20 protein-coding genes are annotated in these 23,141 nt (G+C 50.0%); all 20 read left to right on the top strand.

The window, feature by feature from the left end:
* The coding region (locus FW758_RS13105) for a VpaChn25_0724 family phage protein (protein ID WP_446445608.1) at positions 1–181 on the top strand (181 nt) is incomplete at its 5' end.
* A gap of 2 nt (positions 182–183) precedes the next feature.
* Positions 184–438, top strand: a complete 255-nt coding sequence (locus FW758_RS13110; RefSeq protein ID WP_263174112.1) for a hypothetical protein — start codon at positions 184–186, stop codon at positions 436–438.
* Positions 428–1,000, top strand: coding sequence for a DUF3486 family protein (locus tag FW758_RS13115; RefSeq protein ID WP_446445609.1), 573 nt, complete (start codon positions 428–430; stop codon positions 998–1,000). The genes FW758_RS13110 and FW758_RS13115 overlap by 11 nt, the downstream gene beginning before the upstream one ends.
* Positions 1,000–2,676 carry a hypothetical protein gene (locus FW758_RS13120; protein ID WP_446445610.1) on the top strand — a complete coding sequence of 559 codons (1,677 nt, stop codon included), beginning with the start codon at positions 1,000–1,002 and terminating at the stop codon, positions 2,674–2,676. Before FW758_RS13115 ends, FW758_RS13120 begins: the two co-directional genes overlap by 1 nt.
* Positions 2,676–4,424, top strand: coding sequence for a DUF935 domain-containing protein (locus FW758_RS13125; protein ID WP_446445611.1), 1,749 nt, complete (start codon positions 2,676–2,678; stop codon positions 4,422–4,424). Before FW758_RS13120 ends, FW758_RS13125 begins: the two co-directional genes overlap by 1 nt.
* The gene (locus FW758_RS13130; protein ID WP_446445612.1) at positions 4,424–5,692 is read left to right on the top strand and encodes a PBECR2 nuclease fold domain-containing protein; all 1,269 of its coding nucleotides are present in this window, start codon (positions 4,424–4,426) and stop codon (positions 5,690–5,692) included. The genes FW758_RS13125 and FW758_RS13130 overlap by 1 nt, the downstream gene beginning before the upstream one ends.
* Positions 5,693–5,783: 91 nt before the next feature.
* Positions 5,784–6,242 carry a phage virion morphogenesis protein gene (locus tag FW758_RS13135; protein WP_446445613.1) on the top strand — a complete coding sequence of 153 codons (459 nt, stop codon included), beginning with the start codon at positions 5,784–5,786 and terminating at the stop codon, positions 6,240–6,242.
* 274 nt (positions 6,243–6,516) lie between these two features.
* Positions 6,517–7,650 (top strand): phage protease, encoded by a 1,134-nt coding sequence (locus FW758_RS13140; RefSeq protein ID WP_446445614.1) that lies wholly within the window; start codon positions 6,517–6,519, stop codon positions 7,648–7,650.
* A 13-nt stretch (positions 7,651–7,663) separates the two neighbouring features.
* Positions 7,664–8,569, top strand: coding sequence for a Mu-like prophage major head subunit gpT family protein (locus tag FW758_RS13145; protein WP_446445615.1), 906 nt, complete (start codon positions 7,664–7,666; stop codon positions 8,567–8,569).
* A 70-nt stretch (positions 8,570–8,639) separates the two neighbouring features.
* On the top strand, positions 8,640–9,155 hold the full coding sequence (locus FW758_RS13150; RefSeq protein ID WP_446445616.1) for an HI1506-related protein: 516 nt from the start codon (positions 8,640–8,642) through the stop codon (positions 9,153–9,155).
* A gap of 2 nt (positions 9,156–9,157) precedes the next feature.
* A complete protein-coding gene (locus tag FW758_RS13155; protein ID WP_263174097.1) occupies positions 9,158–9,577 on the top strand; it encodes a gp436 family protein in 420 nt (139 codons plus the stop codon).
* The gene (locus tag FW758_RS13160; RefSeq protein WP_263174094.1) at positions 9,574–9,984 is read left to right on the top strand and encodes a phage tail terminator protein; all 411 of its coding nucleotides are present in this window, start codon (positions 9,574–9,576) and stop codon (positions 9,982–9,984) included. Before FW758_RS13155 ends, FW758_RS13160 begins: the two co-directional genes overlap by 4 nt.
* Positions 9,985–9,988: 4 nt before the next feature.
* Entirely contained in the window at positions 9,989–10,897 is a 909-nt protein-coding gene (locus FW758_RS13165; RefSeq protein ID WP_446445617.1) for a phage tail tube protein, read from the top strand.
* Between the two features lie 8 nt (positions 10,898–10,905).
* Complete coding sequence (locus FW758_RS13170; protein WP_446445618.1) at positions 10,906–11,235, top strand: hypothetical protein; 330 nt, start codon at positions 10,906–10,908, stop codon at positions 11,233–11,235.
* Between the two features lie 17 nt (positions 11,236–11,252).
* Positions 11,253–11,576 carry a hypothetical protein gene (locus FW758_RS13175; RefSeq protein ID WP_263174091.1) on the top strand — a complete coding sequence of 108 codons (324 nt, stop codon included), beginning with the start codon at positions 11,253–11,255 and terminating at the stop codon, positions 11,574–11,576.
* Positions 11,569–14,433 (top strand): tape measure protein, encoded by a 2,865-nt coding sequence (locus FW758_RS13180; protein WP_446445619.1) that lies wholly within the window; start codon positions 11,569–11,571, stop codon positions 14,431–14,433. Before FW758_RS13175 ends, FW758_RS13180 begins: the two co-directional genes overlap by 8 nt.
* A gap of 94 nt (positions 14,434–14,527) precedes the next feature.
* The gene (locus tag FW758_RS13185) at positions 14,528–15,130 is read left to right on the top strand and encodes a hypothetical protein (RefSeq protein WP_263174086.1); all 603 of its coding nucleotides are present in this window, start codon (positions 14,528–14,530) and stop codon (positions 15,128–15,130) included.
* A complete protein-coding gene (locus FW758_RS13190) occupies positions 15,127–15,744 on the top strand; it encodes a hypothetical protein (protein ID WP_446445620.1) in 618 nt (205 codons plus the stop codon). Before FW758_RS13185 ends, FW758_RS13190 begins: the two co-directional genes overlap by 4 nt.
* A gap of 6 nt (positions 15,745–15,750) precedes the next feature.
* Positions 15,751–16,155, top strand: a complete 405-nt coding sequence (locus FW758_RS13195; RefSeq protein WP_446445621.1) for a DUF6950 family protein — start codon at positions 15,751–15,753, stop codon at positions 16,153–16,155.
* On the top strand, positions 16,140–23,141 hold the full coding sequence (locus tag FW758_RS13200; RefSeq protein ID WP_446445622.1) for a phage tail tip protein J-related protein: 7,002 nt from the start codon (positions 16,140–16,142) through the stop codon (positions 23,139–23,141). The genes FW758_RS13195 and FW758_RS13200 overlap by 16 nt, the downstream gene beginning before the upstream one ends.

Here is a 23,141-nt window from a genome sequence, read left to right on the forward strand (position 1 = left end):
TGGCCTCGACATTAGCCGCGATGCCTTGCTGGTGCAGCTGGCTTGGCTTAACGAGCAAGGGCTGATTAAAACCGAGTTAGTGGGCAAAGTGACTACGGCCACGCTGACTGGTCGCGGCCAAGATGTAGCCACAGGCCGTGCAACGGTGCCAGGCGTTAAGCGTCCACGGGCGGGAGAATAGCCATGGCAAGAGCAATCCTAAATCGTGGTGAGCTTGCAGGCATCCGCTTAGTGGCGGATTTGTTTGTTATCCGCGAACTCGAAAAGAACGTGCTTGCTAAAAACGAGCACGTTAAGCCGCACATCAAAGAGCTAGATCAGCGCCTTAAAAAGACTGTTCCCAAGGTGTTTGCGGCAGAGGCCGAACTACAGAAGCAGATCCACTTAGTTCGTGCGCAGTGGCTACGAGAATGGGAGGGGTTAGACGATGGCGAGTGAAACCCGAGGCCGACGCTCTAAAGTCGATTTGCTGCCCGATCCTATCCGCAAAAAACTCGATGCGGGGTTGCGTAATGGCTCGATTCAGCAGATTGATTTGCTCGATGAAATCAATGCGCTGATTAAAGCCGCAGGCTTGCCTGAGGAAAACCAGCTTTCCCGTGCGGGTATCAACCGCTACGCCACTAAGATGGAGGCCGTGGGGAAAAGTTTGCGTGAAATGCGTGAGATCACCCAAGTGTGGACTGCAGAACTGGGTGACAAACCCACGGGTGAAGTCACCAAACTGATCCTCGAAATGGCCCGTTCACAGCTATTTAAAGCCCTTTTAAACGAGTCAGAAACGGGTGACGGTGCCGACGTTGGCATGATTAAAGATGCCATGTTAGCAGTGCAGCGTTTGGAGTCTGCCGCCATGGCCAGCCATAAGCGCGAGAAAGAGATCCGCACCGCGTTCGCGGCCGAAGCGGCTAATGCACTTAATGAAGAATTGCGTGGGGAAGATGGTATGAGCGAGCAGCTCGAAGGCCGTATCCGCCAAATTCTGTTAGGGAAAGCATAATGGCTAAAAGTGGCTTACACATGACGGCTATCAGTGAGCCGCGAAAAATTGACTTAGCGGAAGAAATGGCACTGGCTGGGGTGGATGTGCCGCAGGATATTGGCGACGCTCAACCTGCCAATGAGCCAGTGTTTTTGCCTTACCAGCAGCGCTGGTTTGAAGATGAAGCGCCGATCATGATTGCCGAAAAAAGCCGGCGCACAGGATTAACCTGGGCAGAGGCTGGCCGCAATGTGATTAAAGCCGCTAAGCCGCGCCGCCGTGGTGGCTGCAATACCTTTTACGTTGGCAGCAAAAAAGAGATGGCGCTTGAATATATCGCCGCTTGTGCGCTTTTTGCCCGTGCTTTTAACCAGCTCGCAGAAGCTGATGTGTATGAGCAAACCTTCTGGGATTCGCAGAAGAAAGAAGAAATCCTCACCTACATGATCCGCTTCCCCAAGACGGGCCGAAAAATTCAGGCACTGAGTTCTCGCCCCTCTAACCTGCGTGGCTTACAGGGCGATGTGGTGATCGACGAAGCGGGTTTCCATGAGTCGCTCGAAGAGCTACTTAAGGCGGCGTTAGCATTAACCATGTGGGGCAACAAGGTCAGGTTAATCAGCACCCACAATGGCGTGGATAACTTATTCAATAGCTTGATTAATGATGCCCGTGAAGGCCGCAAAGACTACAGCATCCACCGCATCACGCTGGATGATGCCATTCGGGATGGCTTGTATAAGCGTATCTGTTATGTCACAGGTCAAACGTGGTCGCTGGCGGGTGAGGTAGCTTGGCGCGATGGCCTCTATAAAAACGCCCCCAATAAAGAAAGTGCCGATGAAGAATATGGCTGTGTGCCTAAAAAATCGGGTGGTGCTTACATCAGTCGGGTACTGATTGAAGCGGCCATGGTCGCCGATCGTTCTATCCCTATTTACCGTTTTGAAGCGCCTGAAAACTTCATGAGCTGGACGCCAGAAATGCGCGAAGCCGAGGTGCGCGATTGGTGCGAGCAGCATTTAAAAGCAGAGTTGGCCAAGCTAAATCCAGAGCATAACCATTCCTTTGGTGAAGACTTTGCGCGGCGCGGCGACTTAACCGTGTTTGTGCCCTTGGCCATTAAACCCGATTTAAGAAAGCGCATCCCCTTTGTGGTGGAGCTTCGCGATACCACCTACGAGCAACAGCGCCAGGTGATGTTTTATATCTGTGACCGGATGCCAAGGCTAGTGGGATTGGCGTTTGATGCCACGGGTAACGGCGGTTATTTAGCTGAGCAAGCCGCGCTTAAATATGGCACTGAAATGGTGGACCAAGTACATCTGTCGCAGAGTTGGTATCACGAATGGATGCCAAAAATGAAGGGCGAGTTTGAAGCATTTAACCTTGAGATCCCCCGTCACCAAAGCGTGCTCGATGACTTACAGCATATCAAGTTAGTTAACGGTATCCCCTCGATCGATAAAGGTCGTAAGGTTGATTTAGAGTCCAGCAATAGCAAAGGCAAGCGCCACGGTGACTTTGCCGTTGGTCTGTGTATGGCCGTTCGTGCGTCATACATGGAGGGCGGCGCTATCGAGTTTACCGCTTTACCTAAATCGACTAGTCGTTGGGATGCCAACAGCAATAGCAGATCTGGCAATCGTGCTGATGAAGATGACTATAGTGTATCAACTAAAGGAGGCTGGTAATGGCCACGCCAGAGCAAATTAAACAACGTCTAGGGCGTTCCAATCCCGCCTTAAACACCCCACAAACAGACCGTGCCCAAGTGGGCTTTATTCGTAAAGAATGGGCGGAGCATCCTACCAGTGGACTAACCCCTGCACGGTTAGCACAGATCATGCTCGATGCTGAATATAACAATCTTACAGCCCAGTTTGATCTGGCCGATGATATTGAAGAGAAAGACGCCCATATCATGGCCGAGATACAAAAACGCAAGAATGCGCTGCTGGGTAAAGCATGGCAAATCGTGCCGCCACCAAACGCCAGTAAGGAAGAGCAGCGTGATGCGGATATGGTCACTGATGTGATTAACAGCATCCCAGACTTTGAAGATTTAATCCTGGATATGGGCGACGGCATTTTACGCTGTGTCGCTAATAGTCAAATCCATTGGGAGCAAGACGGCAGTATTTGGTATCCAGGTAAGTTTGAGTCGATCCCCGCGCGTCGTTTTACCGTCGATGACGATAACCGCAATAAAGTCTTGCTGCGCCTTGATGGCGGCGGCAAGGAGGAACTATGGCCACTGGGCTGGATACAACATACCCATAAAGCCAAGTCGGGCTATGTGGCTCGGGCGGGCCTAGTGCGGGTGCTGGCGTGGCCGTTCCTATTTAAAAACTATTCGGTAAGGGATCTTGCCGAGTTTTTAGAAATCTATGGCCTGCCGCTGCGCCTCGGTAAATATCCGAACGGAGCCAGTAAAGAAGAGAAAGCCACGCTGCTGCATGCCATTATGAGCATTGGTCATAATGCGGGTGGGATTATCCCTAAAGGGATGGATATCGAATTTAAGGATGCAGCGCGTGGTGCCAGTGATCCTTATATGGCCATGCTCGACTGGGCAGAACGCAGCCAATCTAAAGCAATTTTAGGCGGAACACTCACAAGTCAAGCCGACGGTAAGAGTTCAACCAATGCGCTTGGTAATGTGCATAACGAAGTACGCGAAGAGTTGCTGCTATCGGATTTACGCCAAATCGCCTCAACCTTAACCCGTGATCTCGTGTGGCCCTTGGTTATGATGAATGGCACCACCTTTGGCCATCCTCGCCGCCGTGCCCGCTTAGTGTTTGATACTCAGCAAGCCGAAGATTTAACCGAGTTCAGCACTGCAATTCCTGCGTTAGTGCAAGTTGGGGTAAAAATCCCCAGCGCTTGGGTGAATGAAAAATTGCGTATTCCGATGCCCAAAGAAGGTGAAGCTGTGTTGGGATCGAGTGGTAACTTGCCTATGGATCAAAATGGACAAGCCACAACAGGTGCTGACTCAATCCAGCAAACCGCACTGAACGGTGCTCAAATTAAGTCACTCAGTGAAATTATCACGCAACTTAATGATGAACAGATTGATAAAAACAGTGCCAGAGCGCTAATTAAAGCGGGATTCCCAGCTATTCCTGAATCCTTAATTGATGAAATGCTAGGGGGAATTCCTGCTCCTATAGCGTCACTGAAACAACTACCCAGTAAAACCATGGAGCTGACGCCACTTACCCAGTCCCTTGCCAATGCATCAGGGGCACAGCTGGATGCGGAGATCACGGGCATTGCGGCTTTAGTTGAAAAGGCCCAGAGCTGGGATGAAATCGAGCAAGTGCTGATAGATGCCTACAGCAACCAAGGAGCGGCAAAGCTGGCGGCGATTATGCAGCAAGCCATGTCTACTGCTGCGTTGGCTGGCCGCTATGATGTGGAGCTTGGTAACTAATGCCGTCAAAATCAGTGCCGCCGCCAACATTAACACCAGCGCCCACAGCCCAATACGGTGGCGTACAATTTCAGCAGGCCATCGACTTCTTTCGGCAAAAACTGAATATGCCCACACAGGCGTGGGACGACTTGTGGGGCGGTATGCACAGCCGCGCTTTTGTGGTGGCGGGCGCACAAAAGGCCGAGCTGCTTACCGACTTGCGGCAATCGGTTGATAGGGCCATAAGCGACGGCATGAGTTTAAACGAGTTTAAAAAGCAGTTTAAAAGCATTGTGGCCAAGCACGGTTGGGATCATACGGGCAATGCCGACTGGCGAGCGCAGATTATTTACGATACCAATATGCGCCAAAGCTACAACGCAGGGCGTTGGGATCAACTGCAACAGTTCCCCTACTGGCAATATAAACACGGCCATAGCGCCACCCCAAGGCAAGACCATTTGCGTTGGCACGATATGGTGTTGCCAGCAAGTAGCCCGTGGTGGACCACGCATTTTCCGCAAAACGGTTGGGGCTGTACTTGCTCAGTACGCGGGATGACAGAGGGCCAACTTAAGCGCCAAGGTTTAAGCGTTAGCCAGTTGCCAGCTGATGAAAGCTATGAATGGGTAAACCCTAAAACAGGTGAAGTACTCACGGTGCCTAAAGGGATTGATCCTGGCTTTGATTATTCACCAGGGCAAACCCATTTAGGCCAGCAGCTCAGTGACAAAGCCATGGCGCAATGGCGGGCTATTAAAAGCGATGCGTGGGAGCCACTCACCGCAGGAAACTGGCGAACCGCTGGCCGCCCTGAGTTATTGCCCTTGCACCCTAATACGGTGGCCTTAGCCGATAAGGTAAGCACGCAAGCCGAGTTACAAGCCTTAGCCTCTCAGGTACTCGGTGGGGCTGATACTGTGTGGCAAAGTGGCCCTTACCCTGTGTATGTGAATGCCGCCAGTTTAGCCAAGCATATCGATATCGCCCGCGCCCCTTTGCTACCGCTATTGCCTGAGGTGTTAACCCAACCTGATGAAGTATGGGCATCGTTTGAGCGCCACAAAGGCACGGGCAAGATTGAGTTACGCTGGCGGATTATTCGAATGGTGAACGCGGGCAAGTACAAGGGGCAATTAGTGGTAGCTCAAGTGGCTAAGGGAGTGTTGGAGGCATGGACATTTATCCCCGTAAAGCAAATTACCTATGTGAATAATCAGCGGTCAGGGATGTTAGTTTATGTTGCAGAAGACGATGCAAAGGAAAAAGCAGACAAAAAGGATTAGGAGCGAGCCCAGTCTCGGACTGTGCCGCCAGCGGTTTACGGTATTGAGCCGAGCCTCACCTTCACCACTTGAACACTTAAGATCATAGCACATGGCTGGCACACAGATCACTATTACAGAACACGGTTTTGAGGGCGCATTAACGGCATTTCAACAGTTGATTGATAGAGGTCAGGATTTACAACCTGCCTTAAGTGCCATTGCAGAATACCTCAGAGGAAGCACACAAGACCGCATCACCGCAGGAGAATCCCCTGACGGAACCCCCTTCGCTGCACTGAGCGACTTTACCCTAGGGGCAAAAAGCCGGAACCAAGACAAGATTTTGATCGAGCGCGGCTACTTGTACAATTTGGTCTATCAGGTTAGCAGTGAGCAAATGCAACTCGGTAGTAATATGGTCTATGCCGCTATGCACCAGTTTGGTGGCACTACCGCGCCCAATAGCATGATCCCCAATAAAGATATCCCTGCGCGTGAATTTTTAGGGGGGAGCCAAGATGATGAAATCGAAATCATTGCTACGGTGGGCGATTATTTAATGGCCTAGCCCTATTTCCGATTAACGCCCTCAAACGCGATTTAAGCGAAGCAAAGCACAACTTGGTATAACGGCTTATCTAAAAACCACTTAAACGCTTTAACAAGGATTTAAACGGGTTTTAAACGCTAACGCAGGGCGCTGCGCTGCTAGAGTCTAGAATCTAGGGCCTAGCAGGCCGAAGGCCGCTCTTCTTGGTTGTTAATCCCGAAACCTTTCCAATCCGATAGTTTTACCGCTCGCCACAGAATGGGTACTCACGTTAACTGAGTACCCATTTTTTATGCCTAGATTAAACGCCATTGCTATTGCTGCACTTTCTGTCAGAGCCAATCTGGCACTACAAGCCTCTGCGTCAGAGACTGTGGGCACAGTGGCGTGCTCGCTAGCGCTAGAGTCTGACGATACCAGTGTGCAGTTGCTCCCAGATGGATTGTTTAAGGCCACGGATGGCCGCCCATTCGATGTACCCAGTGGGCAATGGCTGATGAATGATGCGGCTTGGCAATCTATCCAAGCCGCCGCCAAAGCCAAAGTGAACGACTTTCACTTTGACTATGAACACCAAACACTCAACACAGAGAAAAATGGTCAACCAGCCCCCGCTGCGGGCTGGTTTAAAGGCACGGCGTTGCGTTATGTGCCAGGGCAAGGTTTGTTTGCCGATCCGGTGGACTGGACACCTAAAGCCAGCGCTCATATCGAAGCCAAAGAGTACCGCTATATCAGCGCGGTATTTTCCTACAGCAAGACCACAGGCCAAGTGTTAGAGCTGCTGCATGTGGCCCTGACCAATCAACCTGCGCTCGATGGTATGCGTGCCATCGCCGCACTTAAAAGTTCCTATTCTGGAACCCCAACCAATGGAGACAACACCATGAATGAAGAGCTACTGCGCCTACTCGCAGCGCTCGGGATCAGCGCCGAGGGGGTTAACCTCGAAGATGCTGCTGCCGTAAAAGCGCTGATTGATAAGGCGATTGCTGCGCACAAAGAGCAAACCGATAAGGCGACGGCAGCCGCGACAGAAGTCGTTGCGCTCAAAGCTAAACCCACGGGCATCGATCCATCTCAGTTTGTGCCTGTAGCGGCCTTTAATGAGTTGCAAGTGCAAGTGGCCGCACTCAGTAAGCAAGCGGGTACCGATGCGGTGGCCGAGTTGCTGGAAAAAGAAAAAGCCAAGATCTACGGCAAATCTGACCGTGAGTGGTTAGAAACCGTGGGTAAAGAAAAAGGCATTGCAGCCCTTAAAACCATGTTCAGCGATCGCATTGCGATTGCGGCACTCACCACCACCCAAACCACCACCGACCTTGATAAAGACAAGGGGTTAGCCGCCTTAACAGCGGAAGACAAAACGGTCGCCGACCTACTTGGTATTAGTCACAAAGACTTTGCCGCTACTGCCACTAAATAGGGGTAATTGAAACATGATTATTACACCAGCAACTCTCACCGCCCTGATGACTGGCTTTAATAAGTCATTCGAACAGGGCAAGAGCCAAGCCGCTAGCCAGTACAGCAAGATTGCGACTGTGATCAAATCGACCAGTAAGTCGAATACTTACGGTTGGTTGGGTAAGTGGCCTAAGTTTCGCGAATGGATTGGCGATCGGGTGATTAACGATATGACCGCCAGTTCTTATACCGTCGTCAACAAACCCTTTGAGTCATCAATCGGTGTCGATCGTGATGATATTGAAGATGATGAAATTGGTGTGTATGCGCCAATGTTCGTCGAAATGGGCCGCTCATCGGAAGTATTCCCTGACGAACTGTTGTTCCCCATGCTCGATGCGGGCACCGCTAGCTTGTGCTACGACGGGCAGAACTTTTTTGATACTGACCACCCAGTGTACGCCGCGCACGATGGTACGGGCGCTGTCACTAGCGTGAGTAACTACGACAATAATGGCGGTACACCACAAACCAAGTGGTATTTACTCGATACCACTCGCGCTTTAAGGCCGCTGATTTACCAAGACCGTAAAGCGATGCAGTTTACCGCCATGACCAAGCAAGATGATGAAGCTGTGTTTACCTCTAAGCAGTTCCGCTACGGCGTAGATTGTCGTGCTAACGGAGGTTATGGGTTCTGGCAGATGGCCTATTGCTCAACCAAGCCATTAACCGCTGAAAACGTGTGGGCCGCGATTGAAGCTATGCGTGGGTTTAAAGCCGATGGCGGTAAGCCATTGGGTATCAAGCCCAATATGCTTGTCGTGCGCGGTACACAGCAACAAGCAGCGCTTGAAGCCATGAAGCAAAACATTGGTGGCGGCGAAACCAATACCTTGTCTGGTCAACTAGAAGTACTGGTTGCTGACTATCTGTAATCCACTTTACACAGGCTTAGGGCTCAAGGCTTAACACCTTGTCGCCCTACCTTGTAGGAGAATCCATGTTATGTCTCAGAAAACAATTGTTATTAATTGTCGCGCCCATGATGGGTATCGCCGTGCAGGTATCGCGTTTACTAAAGGACAAAATTTATTTAGTGAAAGTGAGCTTACCGATTCCCAGTTACAAGCGATTGAAGGGGATCCACGCTTGGTGGTTTCAGTTGAAACTAACGAAACCCAAGATGATACAAGTGCAGGCACGGCTCAAACGGCTAATGTGGCACAAACGCAAGGGAGTGTGGGCACTGCAGATAGTACAGATGGCGTAAAACAACCTGACATCACTAGCACTATTGCAGGCGTTGTTACCCACGATGGTGTGCAAAAAAACTTGGCCGAAATGACGGTTGCAGACCTTAAGGAGCTTGCTGAGTCACTGGAAATTGCAGGCTTTAAGGGAATGAAAAAACCTGAGTTGGTTGCCGCCATTGCCGCAGTTCCGGTGCAAGTGCCTGCCGATGCCAAGATTGGTGACACTGGCGATGAGGCCAAAGCGCTTAACACAGAGCAAGGTGCATAAGCATGAACTACGCCACGATACTCGATATGCAAAACCGCTTTAGCGAAGCTGAGCTTATTGATTTGAGTGACCGTGGTGGTGCTGGTGTGATGGATAGCGCGGTGATCGATGCCGCGCTTAATGATGCTTCGGCCACGATAGATGGCTACTTAGCAGCACGTTATCCTTTGCCCCTTGCAACTGCGCCAGATGTGCTCAATCGGATCAGTTGCGACTTAGCCCGTTACTACCTATACGACGAGCGAGCAACGGAGCAAGTCACCAAGCGCCACGATGATGCACTGAAACTGCTGGATAAAATCAGCAATGGCTCAGTGACCTTGGGTTTACCGCTTACTGACACCCCCGAGGGTAGCAATACCTCCGAGGTGCAATCGGCAGGCTCTGTTTGGTCACGTAAGGCCAGTAAGGGGTTTGTATGATCTCTATTCCTGATCTCGTTATCGCTCGCCTTAAGCCTGTATTCCTTGACGTTGAAGGCTTAGTGGCGCTCGGAGATTTGCAGGATAAAAATGTGCCACGGCAAAAGCTGTTTGTGCTGGATTTACAAGAGCGTGTTGGTCCACTGGTTGAAGGAATGGGGCTTTATCGCCATACCATCGCCACGACGATTGGCGTGCTGCTTGTGGTACCTGCCCGTAATAATGCCCAGCCAGATGTGATTGCACAGCGACAACAGATCCGCGAGCTGCTCTATGGCTGGGAACCCCACAAAGATTATACGCCGCTGTACTTAAGCGGTGGCCAGTTACAACCGTCGCGCCCTGGCACAGTTGCGTGGCTCGATAAATTTACGACTGAATACACGGAGGACGCCTTAGGCGTTTAACACTATGGCACGTAAAACACGTAAAAAAGCATTACTGTTTGCCCTCGAAGCCACCTACGGCGTGGATGCGATTGCCGCAGGCGCCCCCGTGGCAGTGCTTGGGCGAGATGTAAAAGTTGTCCCCATGGCGGGCGACAATACTGAACTTAAATATGATGATGGCAAACTCGGCAATAGCCCTGAGCTTGCAACCGAAATCTATGCCACGGTTGAATTTAGTGTTGATTTAGCGGGTAGCGGTACTGCTATTACTGCACCCGCTTGGGCACCGTTAGTGAAAGCCTGTTCACGGGATATTACGCCAGGTGCGTCCAGTGTGGTGATGGCCATCAACGAGGAAAGCACCGCCTCACTGACGATGTACATGAACTACCACGGTGTATTGCATGCGCTATTGGGTGCGCGCGGCACCTTTAAACTCTCGGGTAAAGCCAAAGAACTGCCGAGTTTAATGTTTACCTTTACAGGGCTATTTGTGCCAGTAACAGCGGCGGCTTTGCCTGTCACTAATTTTTCCGCGTGGCAAAAGCCTGTGCCTGTAGGGGTTAAATACAGCGCCTTTTCGTTGGCGGGTGCTCCTGCAAAACTGATTTCCTTTGAATATGACCAAGCCAATAGTGTCACTTATGCTGAGTATGTGGGCTTTGAAGAAGTGCTGATCACTGACTTTAAGCCGAGCGGCAAGATCATTATCGAAGCTGCGAGCCTTGCCGACTTCGATCCGTTTGCCCTTGCTGCCAACAACACCGAAGTAGCCATGGAGTTCAGCCACGGCCCTGCGCTTAATCAAGTGATTTGGAGCAGCTCACGGATATCACTTGGCCGCCCAGAGTATGGCGATCAGGACGGCACACTGACCTATGAAATCCCGTTTAAACCCATTTCAACCATTGACCTGTTAACCACCAAATAGGAGTCACCATGTTTGTATTTACGCAAAAACGCCTCGTTAAAGAGTGGCCAGAAACGATAAAAGTTGCCGAAGACAAAGGCGTGGTGAGCTCGCATGATATTGCCCTTGATCTCGAGCTTATCCCCGAAGATGAATGGATTGAACTCATCAAGAAAGGCCATGCGATTGCGTTTGATCGTGTGTTGCTGGGGTGGCATGGCATTAGTGATACCAACGGTGAGTCGATGGAGGACACGGCAGAGAACCGCGCGGCACTATACCAGTGGCAGCCTTTTACGCTGGCGGTTATTCGTGGCTATCAACGTGCCGCTTCGGGTGAAGCTGCAAGAAAAAACTAACGGATGGATTACGGGCTTTGTATGCCCGTAATCCGTTAAACGATAGGGAACAGCACGAACTCGATAATGATTTAAAAGCCTTAGGGATTGAGGCTGAACCAGAGGATGAAGCCGAGGCTGTGCTGTTTTGGGATGAACACCAAAGCGCCATTGAATGGTGGTGCCAAGTGGCGGAACTGATGCGGTGGCAAGGTCGTATATGCGAGGGGTTGGATATTATGGCGGTGAAAGCTGATGCCGAAATGGCAGAACGCAAGTACAGCAAGGACGACTACTTAAGGCTGCGCCTGATTGCTAACACGGTAACTCACATCTTTAACGAGCAACTTAACGATGAATGATCTAAAGCTTGCGCTGACATTAACCGCCGATGGTCGCCAACTGGTGACCGTGGTGGGCGGTGCTAAAAAAGAACTCATCGGGTTAACGGGTGAGTTACAAGCCACAGGCACAGCGGGCAAAACGGCTGCCATTGGGCTAGATACGACGGCTAAGTCGGCGGACGTTGCCCAGCATAACTTTGCTGGTTTGTACCAATCGGCTATCGCGTTAGCCGGTGGCCTCACCGCGATGGCCGTTATTGATCGCGCTGATGAATGGGGCCAAATGGCCTCACGCATGAAGATGGCCACCACCAGTGTAGCCGACTACGAATATGCACAGTCACGCATGGTTGCCAGTGCTAACCAAACCTACCGCAGCCTGACCGAAACCCGCGAAAACTTTACCCGTATGTCGCCCATTTTGCGCGACCTTGGTTATAACCTTACCCAGTCTATTGATATCGTGGACAGCTACAGCGCTTTGCTGGTGATTAACGCCGCGAGTGCGGATAAAGCGCAGCAAGCACAGGATGCCCTGTCCCAGTCGATTCAGAAAGGCAAGGTGGAGGCCGATGCCTGGCAATCTATCTTTGGGGTAATGCCGAGTATTCTCAATAACCTCACCGCCGCCACAGGTAAAACGGGCGCTGAGATCCGTTTATTGGGCACTTCTGGTAAGTTGTCGATTACCGACCTGACTAATGCATTGCTGCAATCACATCAACAAAACCTCAAAGCGGTAGAAGACATGCCTACCGCCGTGCGTGATGCACTGACGGCACTGGATAACGTCTATAGCGATTGGATAGGCAACAGTAACGAAGCGCTTGGGGCTACGGCGACGCTTGCCAGCGGTATTGTGGTGTTAAGCGAAAACTTTGACACCTTAGTGGATATCGTTGGGGTGGGCCTCGCCGTTGCGCTTGGACGAGGAACAGCCGCACTGGGTACCCATGCAACAAGCTTGATTGCCAATGAAGTCGCTAGTTATCGTACCCGAGCAGCTAGCGTTGCTGCAGCACAGGCAGAGCTGCAACGCGCAACTATGTTACGGGCATCCGTTATTTCAGCTGGACAAGCGATAGTTGCAGAGGCTCGGCTCACTGCGGCACGTCAAGCGCTGACCGTTGCAACAGGCACCGCCACTCTTGCTACTCGAACCTTAAACGCTGCGTTATCACTTGCAGGTGGCCCTGCTGGATTGGTGATGATGGGTGCAGCCGCCTTAGCCTATTGGGCCATGACTGCCGATAATGCCACACAGCCTACTGATGATTTGAGCAGTAAAGTTGACAGTTTAGTCGGCAGTTATCAAAAGCTGACGGATCTTGAACGTCAATCAAAAGTTCGTGTACTTGGTACCGAAATGAAAGTGTTGCGGGATGAGTTGATTGCAACCACCGCAGAGATTGAACGGCTTAATCGGGAGCCAGCCTATGATGCATTTAACGGAAGTTATCTGCGCGATGATGACCAAATTGCACAATTAAAAGCCCGTATAGAAGAACTGAATAAGCAGCTCGATCTTGCAAGTAAAAAGCAGCAAGCATTGTTTGCTGTGGGCATGCCAGAGATTAAAGCCGACCCTACTATAGTCGATCCCAATCTCACTAAAACCGCCGCTGAAATGTTGATCAATCTGCAAAAGCAGTTAACGCTTTATGGCCAAACGACGGAAGCGGCCAAGCTGCGCTATGAGTTGGAAATCGGTGCGCTTAAAGGGCTTGATCCGCTGATGGCTGAAAAGCTGAAAAAGGTGGCCGCCGATCTCGATGCAGCCAAGGCCGCCGAAGAACAAACCAAGAAAAATAAGGAGGCCGAAAAACAGCGCCAAGAGCAACTTAAAACCTTGCTTGGAGCCATTGATCCTGTCACCCAAGCGGCTAAGGAATACGCTAAACATGAGGCGCTATTAAAGACCTATTTTGAATCAACCAATGCGCCGATTGCTGAGCGTACTCGCTTGCTCGGCCTTCTGAAAAATCAGTATGAAGAAAGCACGCCATACAGTCAGTTACAAAATCAACTCGATCCCAAACATGCTGAGCAACAGACGCATACCAATAATTTGGATGTGCTCAATACTGAGCTGAATGATACCCCTGAGTCTGAAGCGTTAAAGCGTAATCAAATTAATGCGCTGATTGAAGCTGAGCAACGCCGCCATGCTGAGGCAATGAAGGATATTAATAAAAGTGTGAGTTTTGATTGGGATGAAATGTGGCAGAACAGTGTTGAACGCATGAGCCAAGGTATAGGTAGTGCTACCGCTGATGCATTGTTTGAAGCTAAAGATTTTGGTGATGCTACTGCACAAGTGCTAAAAGGTGTGGGTAAGGCCGCAGTACAAATGTTAGTCGAGTGGATGGCGCAAAAAGCGTTGGCGGCCGCATTTGATAATACTCTAATGACGACCAATGCCACTACAGCTGCGACGACAGCCGCAGGCACAGGCGCTGCGATTACTGCATCAATGGCCCCCGCTGCGGCAACAACGTCGATCGCAACCATGGGCAGTGGTGCCATGATAGGGATGGCAGCCATGGTGGCAGCAATGGCAATGCTACCCAGCATCATCGGTAAGTTCCATGGTGGTGGTACCATCCCCCGCGAAGGTACCTACCTGCTTGATGGTGGTGAAACGATTTACACCCGTCGCCAGCAGCAAACATTAATGAACGCCATGCAAGCCAGTGCGAATGGTGGCGGTGCAGGCCGCAGTGTGGTAGTTCAACAGAGCAATACCATCGTCGTTAAAAATGATACTGATGCTCAAACACTCGAAGATGTGCTGCCGCAATTAGTCCGAATGACTAAGGAGGCTGTAGTGGATGATCTCAATAATCGTGGCGAGGTGTTTCGCGCACGGGGATAGAACTCTATCCCGAAACCTTTCCAATCCAATCAATCACCTCGGCCAGTCACACTTGGGCTACACCCTGATTTAGCAGCCCATTGTTGACTGACCTATGTTAATTTTCCCTGACGATATCTACCCCACTGAATGTGTTTGGCGTTTGAAGTCGCAAACGGAAGTGTTTAGCAATCCGTTTAACAGCTCACGCCAAACATTAGAACTGCCAGGTGCAGCTTGGGAAGCCCAGCTTCGCTTTGACACGCTCACGCGCCCCAAGGGTGCCGTTCTATACGGTTTACTGGCTCAATTACGCGGTGCCTCTGGCCGCATTCTACTTTGGGATCATGCTTATGCTCAGCCAAGAGGTGCCGCTCTCGGGGCTCCGGTTGTGCATGGTTCTGGTCAGGTGGGTAATCGCTTAACTATCCGAGGTTGCCAAGCGTCAACGCTGTTTCTATGCGTTGGAGATTACTTTCAATTAGGTGATCAACTCCACTTAATGACCGCTGATGCCACTGCAAATGCATTAGGTCAATGTCAGCTTTTGTTTGAATCGCCCATGCGACATATCCCCGTCGATGGTACAGCGCTGATCACCCGTAAGGCGAAAGCCGTGATGATGCTTAAAGACGATGACCAAGGTGGTCGTCGTTCTACTAAGCGACTCATTCTATCCAGTTTAACTCTCTCACTTATCGAGGACGTCAGTCTATGAATCAGTTTATGACGCCTGAAATGCAACAGTGGTTACGTCGTCCGAATATCAGTGCAATTTTAATGACTGAATTGGATTTTGCGTCTGGCATGCTGCGCCTTCACTCCGCTGTGGGTGATGCCTTGTATCAAGGCATTGTTTACAAAGGGACAGGAGTGCTGGGTAAAGTCGGCATGGTTAAGCAGTCAGGCCAAGTACAGCCCTACCGCCTACGGTTAACCTTATCGGGTATTCCCCAAGAGCTCGCGTCGATAGCCTTAACCGAGCATTACCAGAATCGCCAAGGCAGTTTGTACTTGGCCGCCCTTGATAACTTTTGTCAAATCGTGGCCCGTGACACCTTGTTTAGCGGCCGGATGGATGTGATGAACATCCGCTTAGGCAACCCGTCAACTATTCAGCTTGATCTTAATAGCCGTGGTGTGGATTGGAAGAACCCACGCAATAGCCGCTATACCGATGCCGATCAACAAGCCCGTCAACCAGGTGATAAGTTTTTTGAATTTGTCAGCCAAATGGCGGAGAAGGAAATTTTTTGGGGCGTGCCAGGTAAAGCGGTTGGCGGTTCTGGTGGCGGCGGTGGTGGTCGTGGCACTGCGCAGAATCAAAGGTGATGAATAATGACTAACAACTTCATTGGTTTTTTACCTTATTACCGTCGCCGCCATTTTGAATGGGGTAAATGTGATTGCTGCTTATTCGTTGCGAACTGGGTGCAAAAAATGTGCGGTTTTGACCCAGCGGCAGAGCTTCGCGGGTGTTATCACAGCAAGTTAGGCGCAACACGGGCACTACGCCGCGCGGGCTTTAACTCTATCAGTGATATTGCAGACGCTGCATTTGGTGAGCGAGTGGCCACATTAGCATTGGCGCGTGGCGATATTGCGCTGGTGATCGCCGATGATGCACCCGCGCTCGGTATTGTGTGGGGGGCGAATGTGTGGGCTATGGGTGAGTTAGGCGTGGTGCCATTACCGCTGGCTATGGCTCAGTTTGGTTGGAGGTTGCCATGCCACCAGTCATAGTTGGTATTGCGGCTGGTATTGCCGCTGCGGGGGTTGTTTCTACTGCTGCGGCTATTGCCATTGGGATTGGTGCAGCAGCACTGACCTATGCAGCTACACCTAAATTTGATGGTGGTAGTTTTGCAAATGAAGCGTTTACACAGCAACAGATGTTACGAAGCCCAGTTGAGCCTCGGCGCGGGATTTACGGGCGTGCCATGGTATCTGGCCCACTCGTGTTTGCTGAAGAAACGGGAGCTGATAATGCGTACCTCCACTTAGTGATCCCACTCGCTGGACATCGATGTGATGGTGTTGAAAAAATCTATTTTGGCGATGACGTAGCATGGGCAAATGGTGCGCTAACTTCAAAGTATGCCAGTGTTGCACGGCTAAAAGTTCACCTTGGAAATCAAACCACCTCTGATCCAGATTTAACCGCCGAGTGTCGCCAATGGACATCGTCCCATGTGGGCTTTGGGGTGACTTATCTCTATGCCCGTTTGAAGTTTGACACTAAGGTATTTCCCAACGGTGTGCCGAATATCAAAGCATTGGTACGTGGCAAACAGGTATATGACCCCCGTAAAAATACTCATAACTGGGAAGAACCTACAACGTGGGAATGGTCTGATAACTGGGCGCTGTGTTGCTTGGACTACAACCGCTTTGAGTCAGGCGTTGGGGCCGCAGCACATGAAATAGACGTCAGTTATTTTGCGGCAGCTGCCAACGATAGTGATCAACTAGTTGAATATAAAACAGGCAAGTTTGAAAAGCGTTATACCTGTAATGGCACTTATAACCAGGATGTGTCGCCTTCATCCATTATGGAGAAAATGCTAACGGCAGGCGCTGGCATGCATGTGTATGTTAGCGGCCAGTATCGGTTATATGCAGGCGTGTACCAAGGGCCTGAGGTGTTAGTACTGACCGAGGATGATGCTGCGGGTGATATTGATGTTAGGCCGTATACGCCCCGTGCTGAACTCTGTAATGCCGTGCGCGGGACATTTGTTGATCCTGAGAATTTCTATCAGCCGACGGACTTTCCGCCGTATGAATCCAGTTATTATCGCGCCCATGACGATGGCGAATATATTGATCACGATTTAGATCTGCCCTTTACTCAATCAGTATGGACTGCCCAGCGCCTAGGTAAACTGTACTTAGAGCAGAAGCGTGCAGGCATGCAAATCTCTATGCCCGTTAAAATGATTGGGGTGGCGGTGAGCGTGGGTAAAGTGGTCGGGTTGAGTCTGCCACGCCTTGGCATTGATGGCACCTTTCAAATTGTTGATTGGCAGTTTGATTACGGTAAACCCGTTAGTTTGATTTTGATTGAAACCTCCGCCGAGTTATTCGACTACGCCATGGGCAGTTATACCGAGCGCGACTTAACGCCGAATGTAATTTTGCCAAACCCTGCAACTGTCCCCACGCCAATCGGTTTGCAGTACGTTGAATATCAAGATGACCCGCAATGGCAAGGTCAACTGACGTGGAGCGCACCCGCAAATAATAGTAGTTATCGCTATGTGATCGAGGTGAGTAACGGACTTGGGGAAGTGGTTTATCAAACCAATGCTGATGCTACCCGCTCGATGTTGCCTAAATTAGATACAGGTTTCTACACCGTATCACTTTGGGCGCTAAACCTCTTTGCTAACCGCTCAAATGTGCCAGCAACATTAACTATTGGTGCAACATTGCCAGCCCCTGTTATCGGGATTGCTGTGATTGCTGGGCCGTTAACCCTGACACTACGACCCACTACCGCCGCCCAAATTGCGCAAACAACACAGTTTGAGATCTTAGGTAGTATCACCAACAATATCGCTGAAGCCGCGCTTATCGGCACAGGGAAAGACGCAGTATGGCCTGATAGACACCCAAACACTCGTTACCATGTTTGGGCACGCACGATTAATAACTACGGTGTTAGCAGTTGGTATGGCCCTGTAGAAGCGACAACCTCGGCTGATAACACATCCATCATTGATCTGATTGGCAACACGTTTAAAAACTACACTTGGTTTGCTTGGGCTGATGATGCAAGTGGTACCGGATTTACTACCATCGAAGCTATTGGTGATGGTAAAGCCTACATGGGGATCGCTCCCGATAAGCCTACAGCCAGCTCAAGTGGTAACTGGCAGGATTATACCTGGTCAAAGATTAATGCTGTGATCCCCCCAGTATTTACACCGGAGGAAGAAGCCAAGCTTGATAACCTGATGGCGGGTAAACTGCCGTTCGCGCCGGATAAGGATATGTTGGCCGCGCAAGATGCGTTAAGCAATCCGGCACTGGCTAATAATCTGATCACCGCGTTGTCATTGCTGAATCAAGGGATCAGCGCGCCAGCATTAGGCGGTGAAACACCAACAGGTGCCCAGTCAAAAGCGACTGCTGCCCAAAATGCCGCCGCTGCTGATGCTACTACTAAGGCGAACAACGCCAAAGCCGCCGCAGAGACTTATGCTTTAGCCAAAGCTAACTTGGCCGAGGTTACGGCTAAGGCTTATGCCGATGGCATAGTGAGTGATGAAGAGGAACGTGCGATAGCCGATGCTACCGCTAAAGCTAATGCGGCCCAGTCAGCGGCCATTACTGCCGCTGCTGCTGATGCTACTAGCAAGGCGAACAATGCTAAGGCACAGGCCGAGGCTAATGCGGCGCTTGATGCGCTGAACAAGGCTAATACTGCCAAAGCTGGTGCTATCTCTGCTGCTGCGACTGATGCGACTACCAAGGCGAACAATGCCAAAGCCGCCGCAGAAACTTACGCTTTAGCCAAGGCTAACTTAGCCGAGGTTACGGCTAAGGCTTATGCCGATGGCATAGTGAGTGATGAAGAGGATCGTGCGATAGCCGATGCCCAGGCTAAGGCTGATGCCGCTAAAACGGCCGCGATTGCTGCCGCTGCTGCTGATGCTACTAGCAAGGCGAATAATGCTAAGGCACAGGCCGAGGCTAATGCGGCGCTTGATGCGCTGAATAAGGCCAATACTGCCAAGACTGATGCAATTAGTACGGCCTCGACAGATGCCACGACCAAGGCTAATAACGCTAAGACACAGGCGATCAGTTCTGCCGCTACCGATGCCACTACTAAGGCTAATAGCGCTCAAAGTGCGGCGATTGCTGCCGCTGCCGCTGATGCCACAACTAAGGCTAATAATGCTAAGGCACAAGCCGAGGCGAGTGCCGCGCTTGATGCGCTGAATAAGGCTAATGCGGCCAGAGATGAGGCATTGACTGGGGCACAAACCAAAGTTGACGGCTTGAGTATCGGAGGTGTCAACCTTATAAACAATACAAAGTCTGGAGCATTTAACACTGGACCTGGCACGGTTACTGCTGAAATCTATCTCGGATTTTCGGTCATAGAGCATATATACTCCACTGGTTCATTTAGCGATTTCTGCACCACTACAGTATCAGCAGATGGTGGGCTAGAGTACACGCTCAGCTTTTATGCCAAGGCTGACAGGACAACAGCCATTCGGTCTTATTTTTACAACCCAAACACAACCCTAACCGCAGTAAACAGTCAAGGGCACAATTCTGTCAACGTAGACGGTATGAGTAATTTTACCGTAGGTACTGAGTGGCAACGCTGTTGGGTATCATGGTCTCAATCAGCCCCTGCCAGCATAAAAACTTTGATTGTTTGCCGAATTATGACTCTGGGAGCCAAGGTTTCCATTTGTGGCGTTAAGTTTGAGCAAGGGAATAAAGCTACGGCCTGGTCTCAATCTGAAGGTGACGTCCAGTCAAAAGCAGATGCAGCTAAAGCGGCGGCGATTGCTGCCGCTGCTGCTGATGCGACCAGCAAGGCGAATAATGCCAAGGCACAGGCCGAGGCCAATGCCGCGCTCGATGCGTTAAATAAGGCTAATACGGCTAAGGCTGATGCGATTAGCACGGCGGCAAGTGATGCCACAACCAAGGCGAACAACGCCAAAGCGGCCGCAGAGTCTTACGCTTTGGCTAAGGCAAACTTAGCCGAAACCACGGCTAAAGCTTACGCCGATGGCATTGTAGATGATGAAGAAGCGCGAGCTATTGCCGATGCCACGACTAAGGCTAACGCTGCCCAATCGGCCGCGATTGCTGCCGCTGCTGCTGATGCTACTAGCAAGGCGAATAATGCTAAGGCACAGGCCGAGGCTAATGCTGCGCTCGATGCGTTAAATAAGGCTAATACGGCAAGAGATGAGGCATTGACTGGTGCCAAAACAAAAGTTGACGGCTTGAGCATTGGAGGCATCAACCTGATCAACAACACAAAGTCGGGAGCATTTAACCCAATCCCTGGCACAATTTCAGGTGAAACCTATCTCGGTTTTTCTGTTATGGAGGGCGTATTAAACTCTGGTTCATACCTAGATTTAGTTAAGTCCATAGTAGCAGCTGATAGTGGACTAGAGTACACGCTAAGTTTTTATGCTAAAGCCGACAGGATAACACAAATTCGTTCGCATTTTTATAGTCCAAATACCACCCTAACGGCATTAAATAGTCAAGGCCACAATTCTACTAGCTCAGACGGAGGAAGCTATTTTTCCATAGGAACTGAGTGGCAACGCTGTTGGGTATCATGGTCTCAATCAGCCCCTGCCAACATAAAAAATTTGATTGTTTGCCGAATTATGACTCTGGGAGCAAAGGTTTCTATTTGTGGCGTTAAGTTTGAGCAAGGCAATAAGGCTACGGCTTGGTCACCATCAGATGGTGATATTCAAGCTACCGCTGATGCAGCAAAGTTACAAGCTATTGGTGATGTTGCGGCTGGTAACTTTGCAGCACAAACAGCACTTATAACCACATTACTTGCTAATTCTGGCCTGTTTAACCAGCTAAAATCCAGATTAGGTATATTTGGTGGTTTAACTGCTGAGACTATAGCCGCATTAGCTATTGCCACAAACCATTTGCAGGCTGGCGCGGTTACAGTTGATAAGGTTAGCGCTAATGCGATTACCGCCGAGAAAATTGCCGCCTTGGCGATTGCCACTAACCACTTACAAGCGGGTGCTATCACTGCTGACAAGGTTGGTGCCAATGCGATTACTGCCGCGAAAATTGCCGCGTTAGCGATTGCCACAAACCATTTGCAAGCGGGTGCTATCACTGCTGACAAGGTTGGTGCCAATGCGATTACTGCCGAGAAAATTGCCGCTTTGGCAATTGCCACAAACCATTTGCAAGCGGGTGCTATCACTGCTGACAAGGTTGGTGCCAATGCGATTACTGCCGAGAAAATTGCCGCTTTGGCAATTGCCACAAACCATTTACAGGCAGGTGCGGTAACTGCTGACAAAATCACTGCTGATACTGCGCTAATCCAAAAGCTGATCGCTAATTCTGGCCTGTTTAACCAGCTTCAGGCCCAGTTGGGTGCTTTTGGTGGGTTAGCAGCAAATAGCATAGCTGCTGGTGCGATTCAAACTGATAAGTTAGCTATTTTAGCCAGAGAATATGTTAACCCAGTTTCGACTAGCGGTAATTTAATTGGTTGGGGTGGCGTTTCAGAAGATGGTACCGGAGGAAATAGTGCGATAATTTCTTATGATAGTACTGAAAAAGCGTTAGTTATTACCTCAAATGCTCTGCATTCTGTTTGGTGTAAGTCATGGAAGATTAATCACGATAAAATTTATCGTGTTTCGATGAAAATTAAAGCAAGTTCTGCTGCTGGAAGTTACTACCTTGGCGCTCAAGCTTGGAATATGGGGAATGATGGAGGTAACTCTGCAGGAGGTAATGCTCAAGGCAATATGCTTCTTTATCCATATTCTACAGGCAGAGTAGCCCAAGGTTCTAGTGCTAACATTTATTTTAGCTATGGTTCACCGACAACTGAATATGTTGATCATACCGTTTATCTGATTGGTGCTAACCGTGATGTTAATGATTGTCCTGCACACACTGGTCCTTCATCAAACCCATTTATTAAGCTGGAAGCTGCAGCTACTGATGCAGGGATTCGGCTTCTAAACTGGTCTAATACTTCAACCAAGAAATTATTTGTTAAAGATATTTCGGTAACTGAAGTAGGTGCTGGCCAGGTAGTTGCACAAAATATTGCTGCTAATGCTGTTACTGCTGACAAGATTGCTGCAAATGCTGTTAGTGCTGGGAAAATTGCCGCTAATGCCGTTACCGCTACCGAAGTGCTGGCTGATACTGCGTTAATCAATAAGTTGGTGGCGACCAGCGCACTATTTGACAGCCTAGTAGCTCGCCTTGCCGTATTCGGTGGGCTTACTGCTAACTCAATTGCATCCGATGCCATTTTAGGTCGGCATATTAAAGCGGGTGAGATCATCGAGTCACCGATTATCTCAGGCGGTCAATATCGCTTGATTGGTGCCAATACCATGAAAATTGAAAGTGAAACCCCGTTCGGGCCAGATTCATTGGTTGAGTGGCGTGGACCTAAGCTTTTAGTGAATGGGGTACCAGATTGGAACAACATTCGAAAGTCAAATGCAACTCGCTGGACCGATGCGTCCGGTGACGAGTATTTTGGCGGTTCACTCAGTTCAGGGGTATTAAAAACAGGTGTGACAAATCCATCATTAGTACCATACGCCCCTAATTCTTACCCTGTTGAGATTGGCCCGTTTGGATCTAATGGTAAAGCTAAAGTGGTAGTGCTTTCATTCAGGTTAAGTGCTGATTCTCAGCAATCTAGCAATGGTTCTAATGCAACTCAGCCACAATTATCATGGCAGTTACAACGGAAAATTGGTGGAGGAAGTTGGGCAACTGTCAGTAGTGGGGTATTTAATGGTACGACTAACTTTTATTATGAGGCAGAGCCACCAGTTCATTGGCTGTCAATTGAGTCCTGTAATGGATCATCGACATTCACTGATAATACAGTATCAACTAGCGATTTTAGCTATCGCGTGTTAGTTCTTAGCTATAGCCGATTTCATGTTACATCAAATGTAAACACTCAATATATATCACTCATTTCAACAGAACAGTAA

The organism is Shewanella sp. 1180_01, from assembly GCF_052850535.1.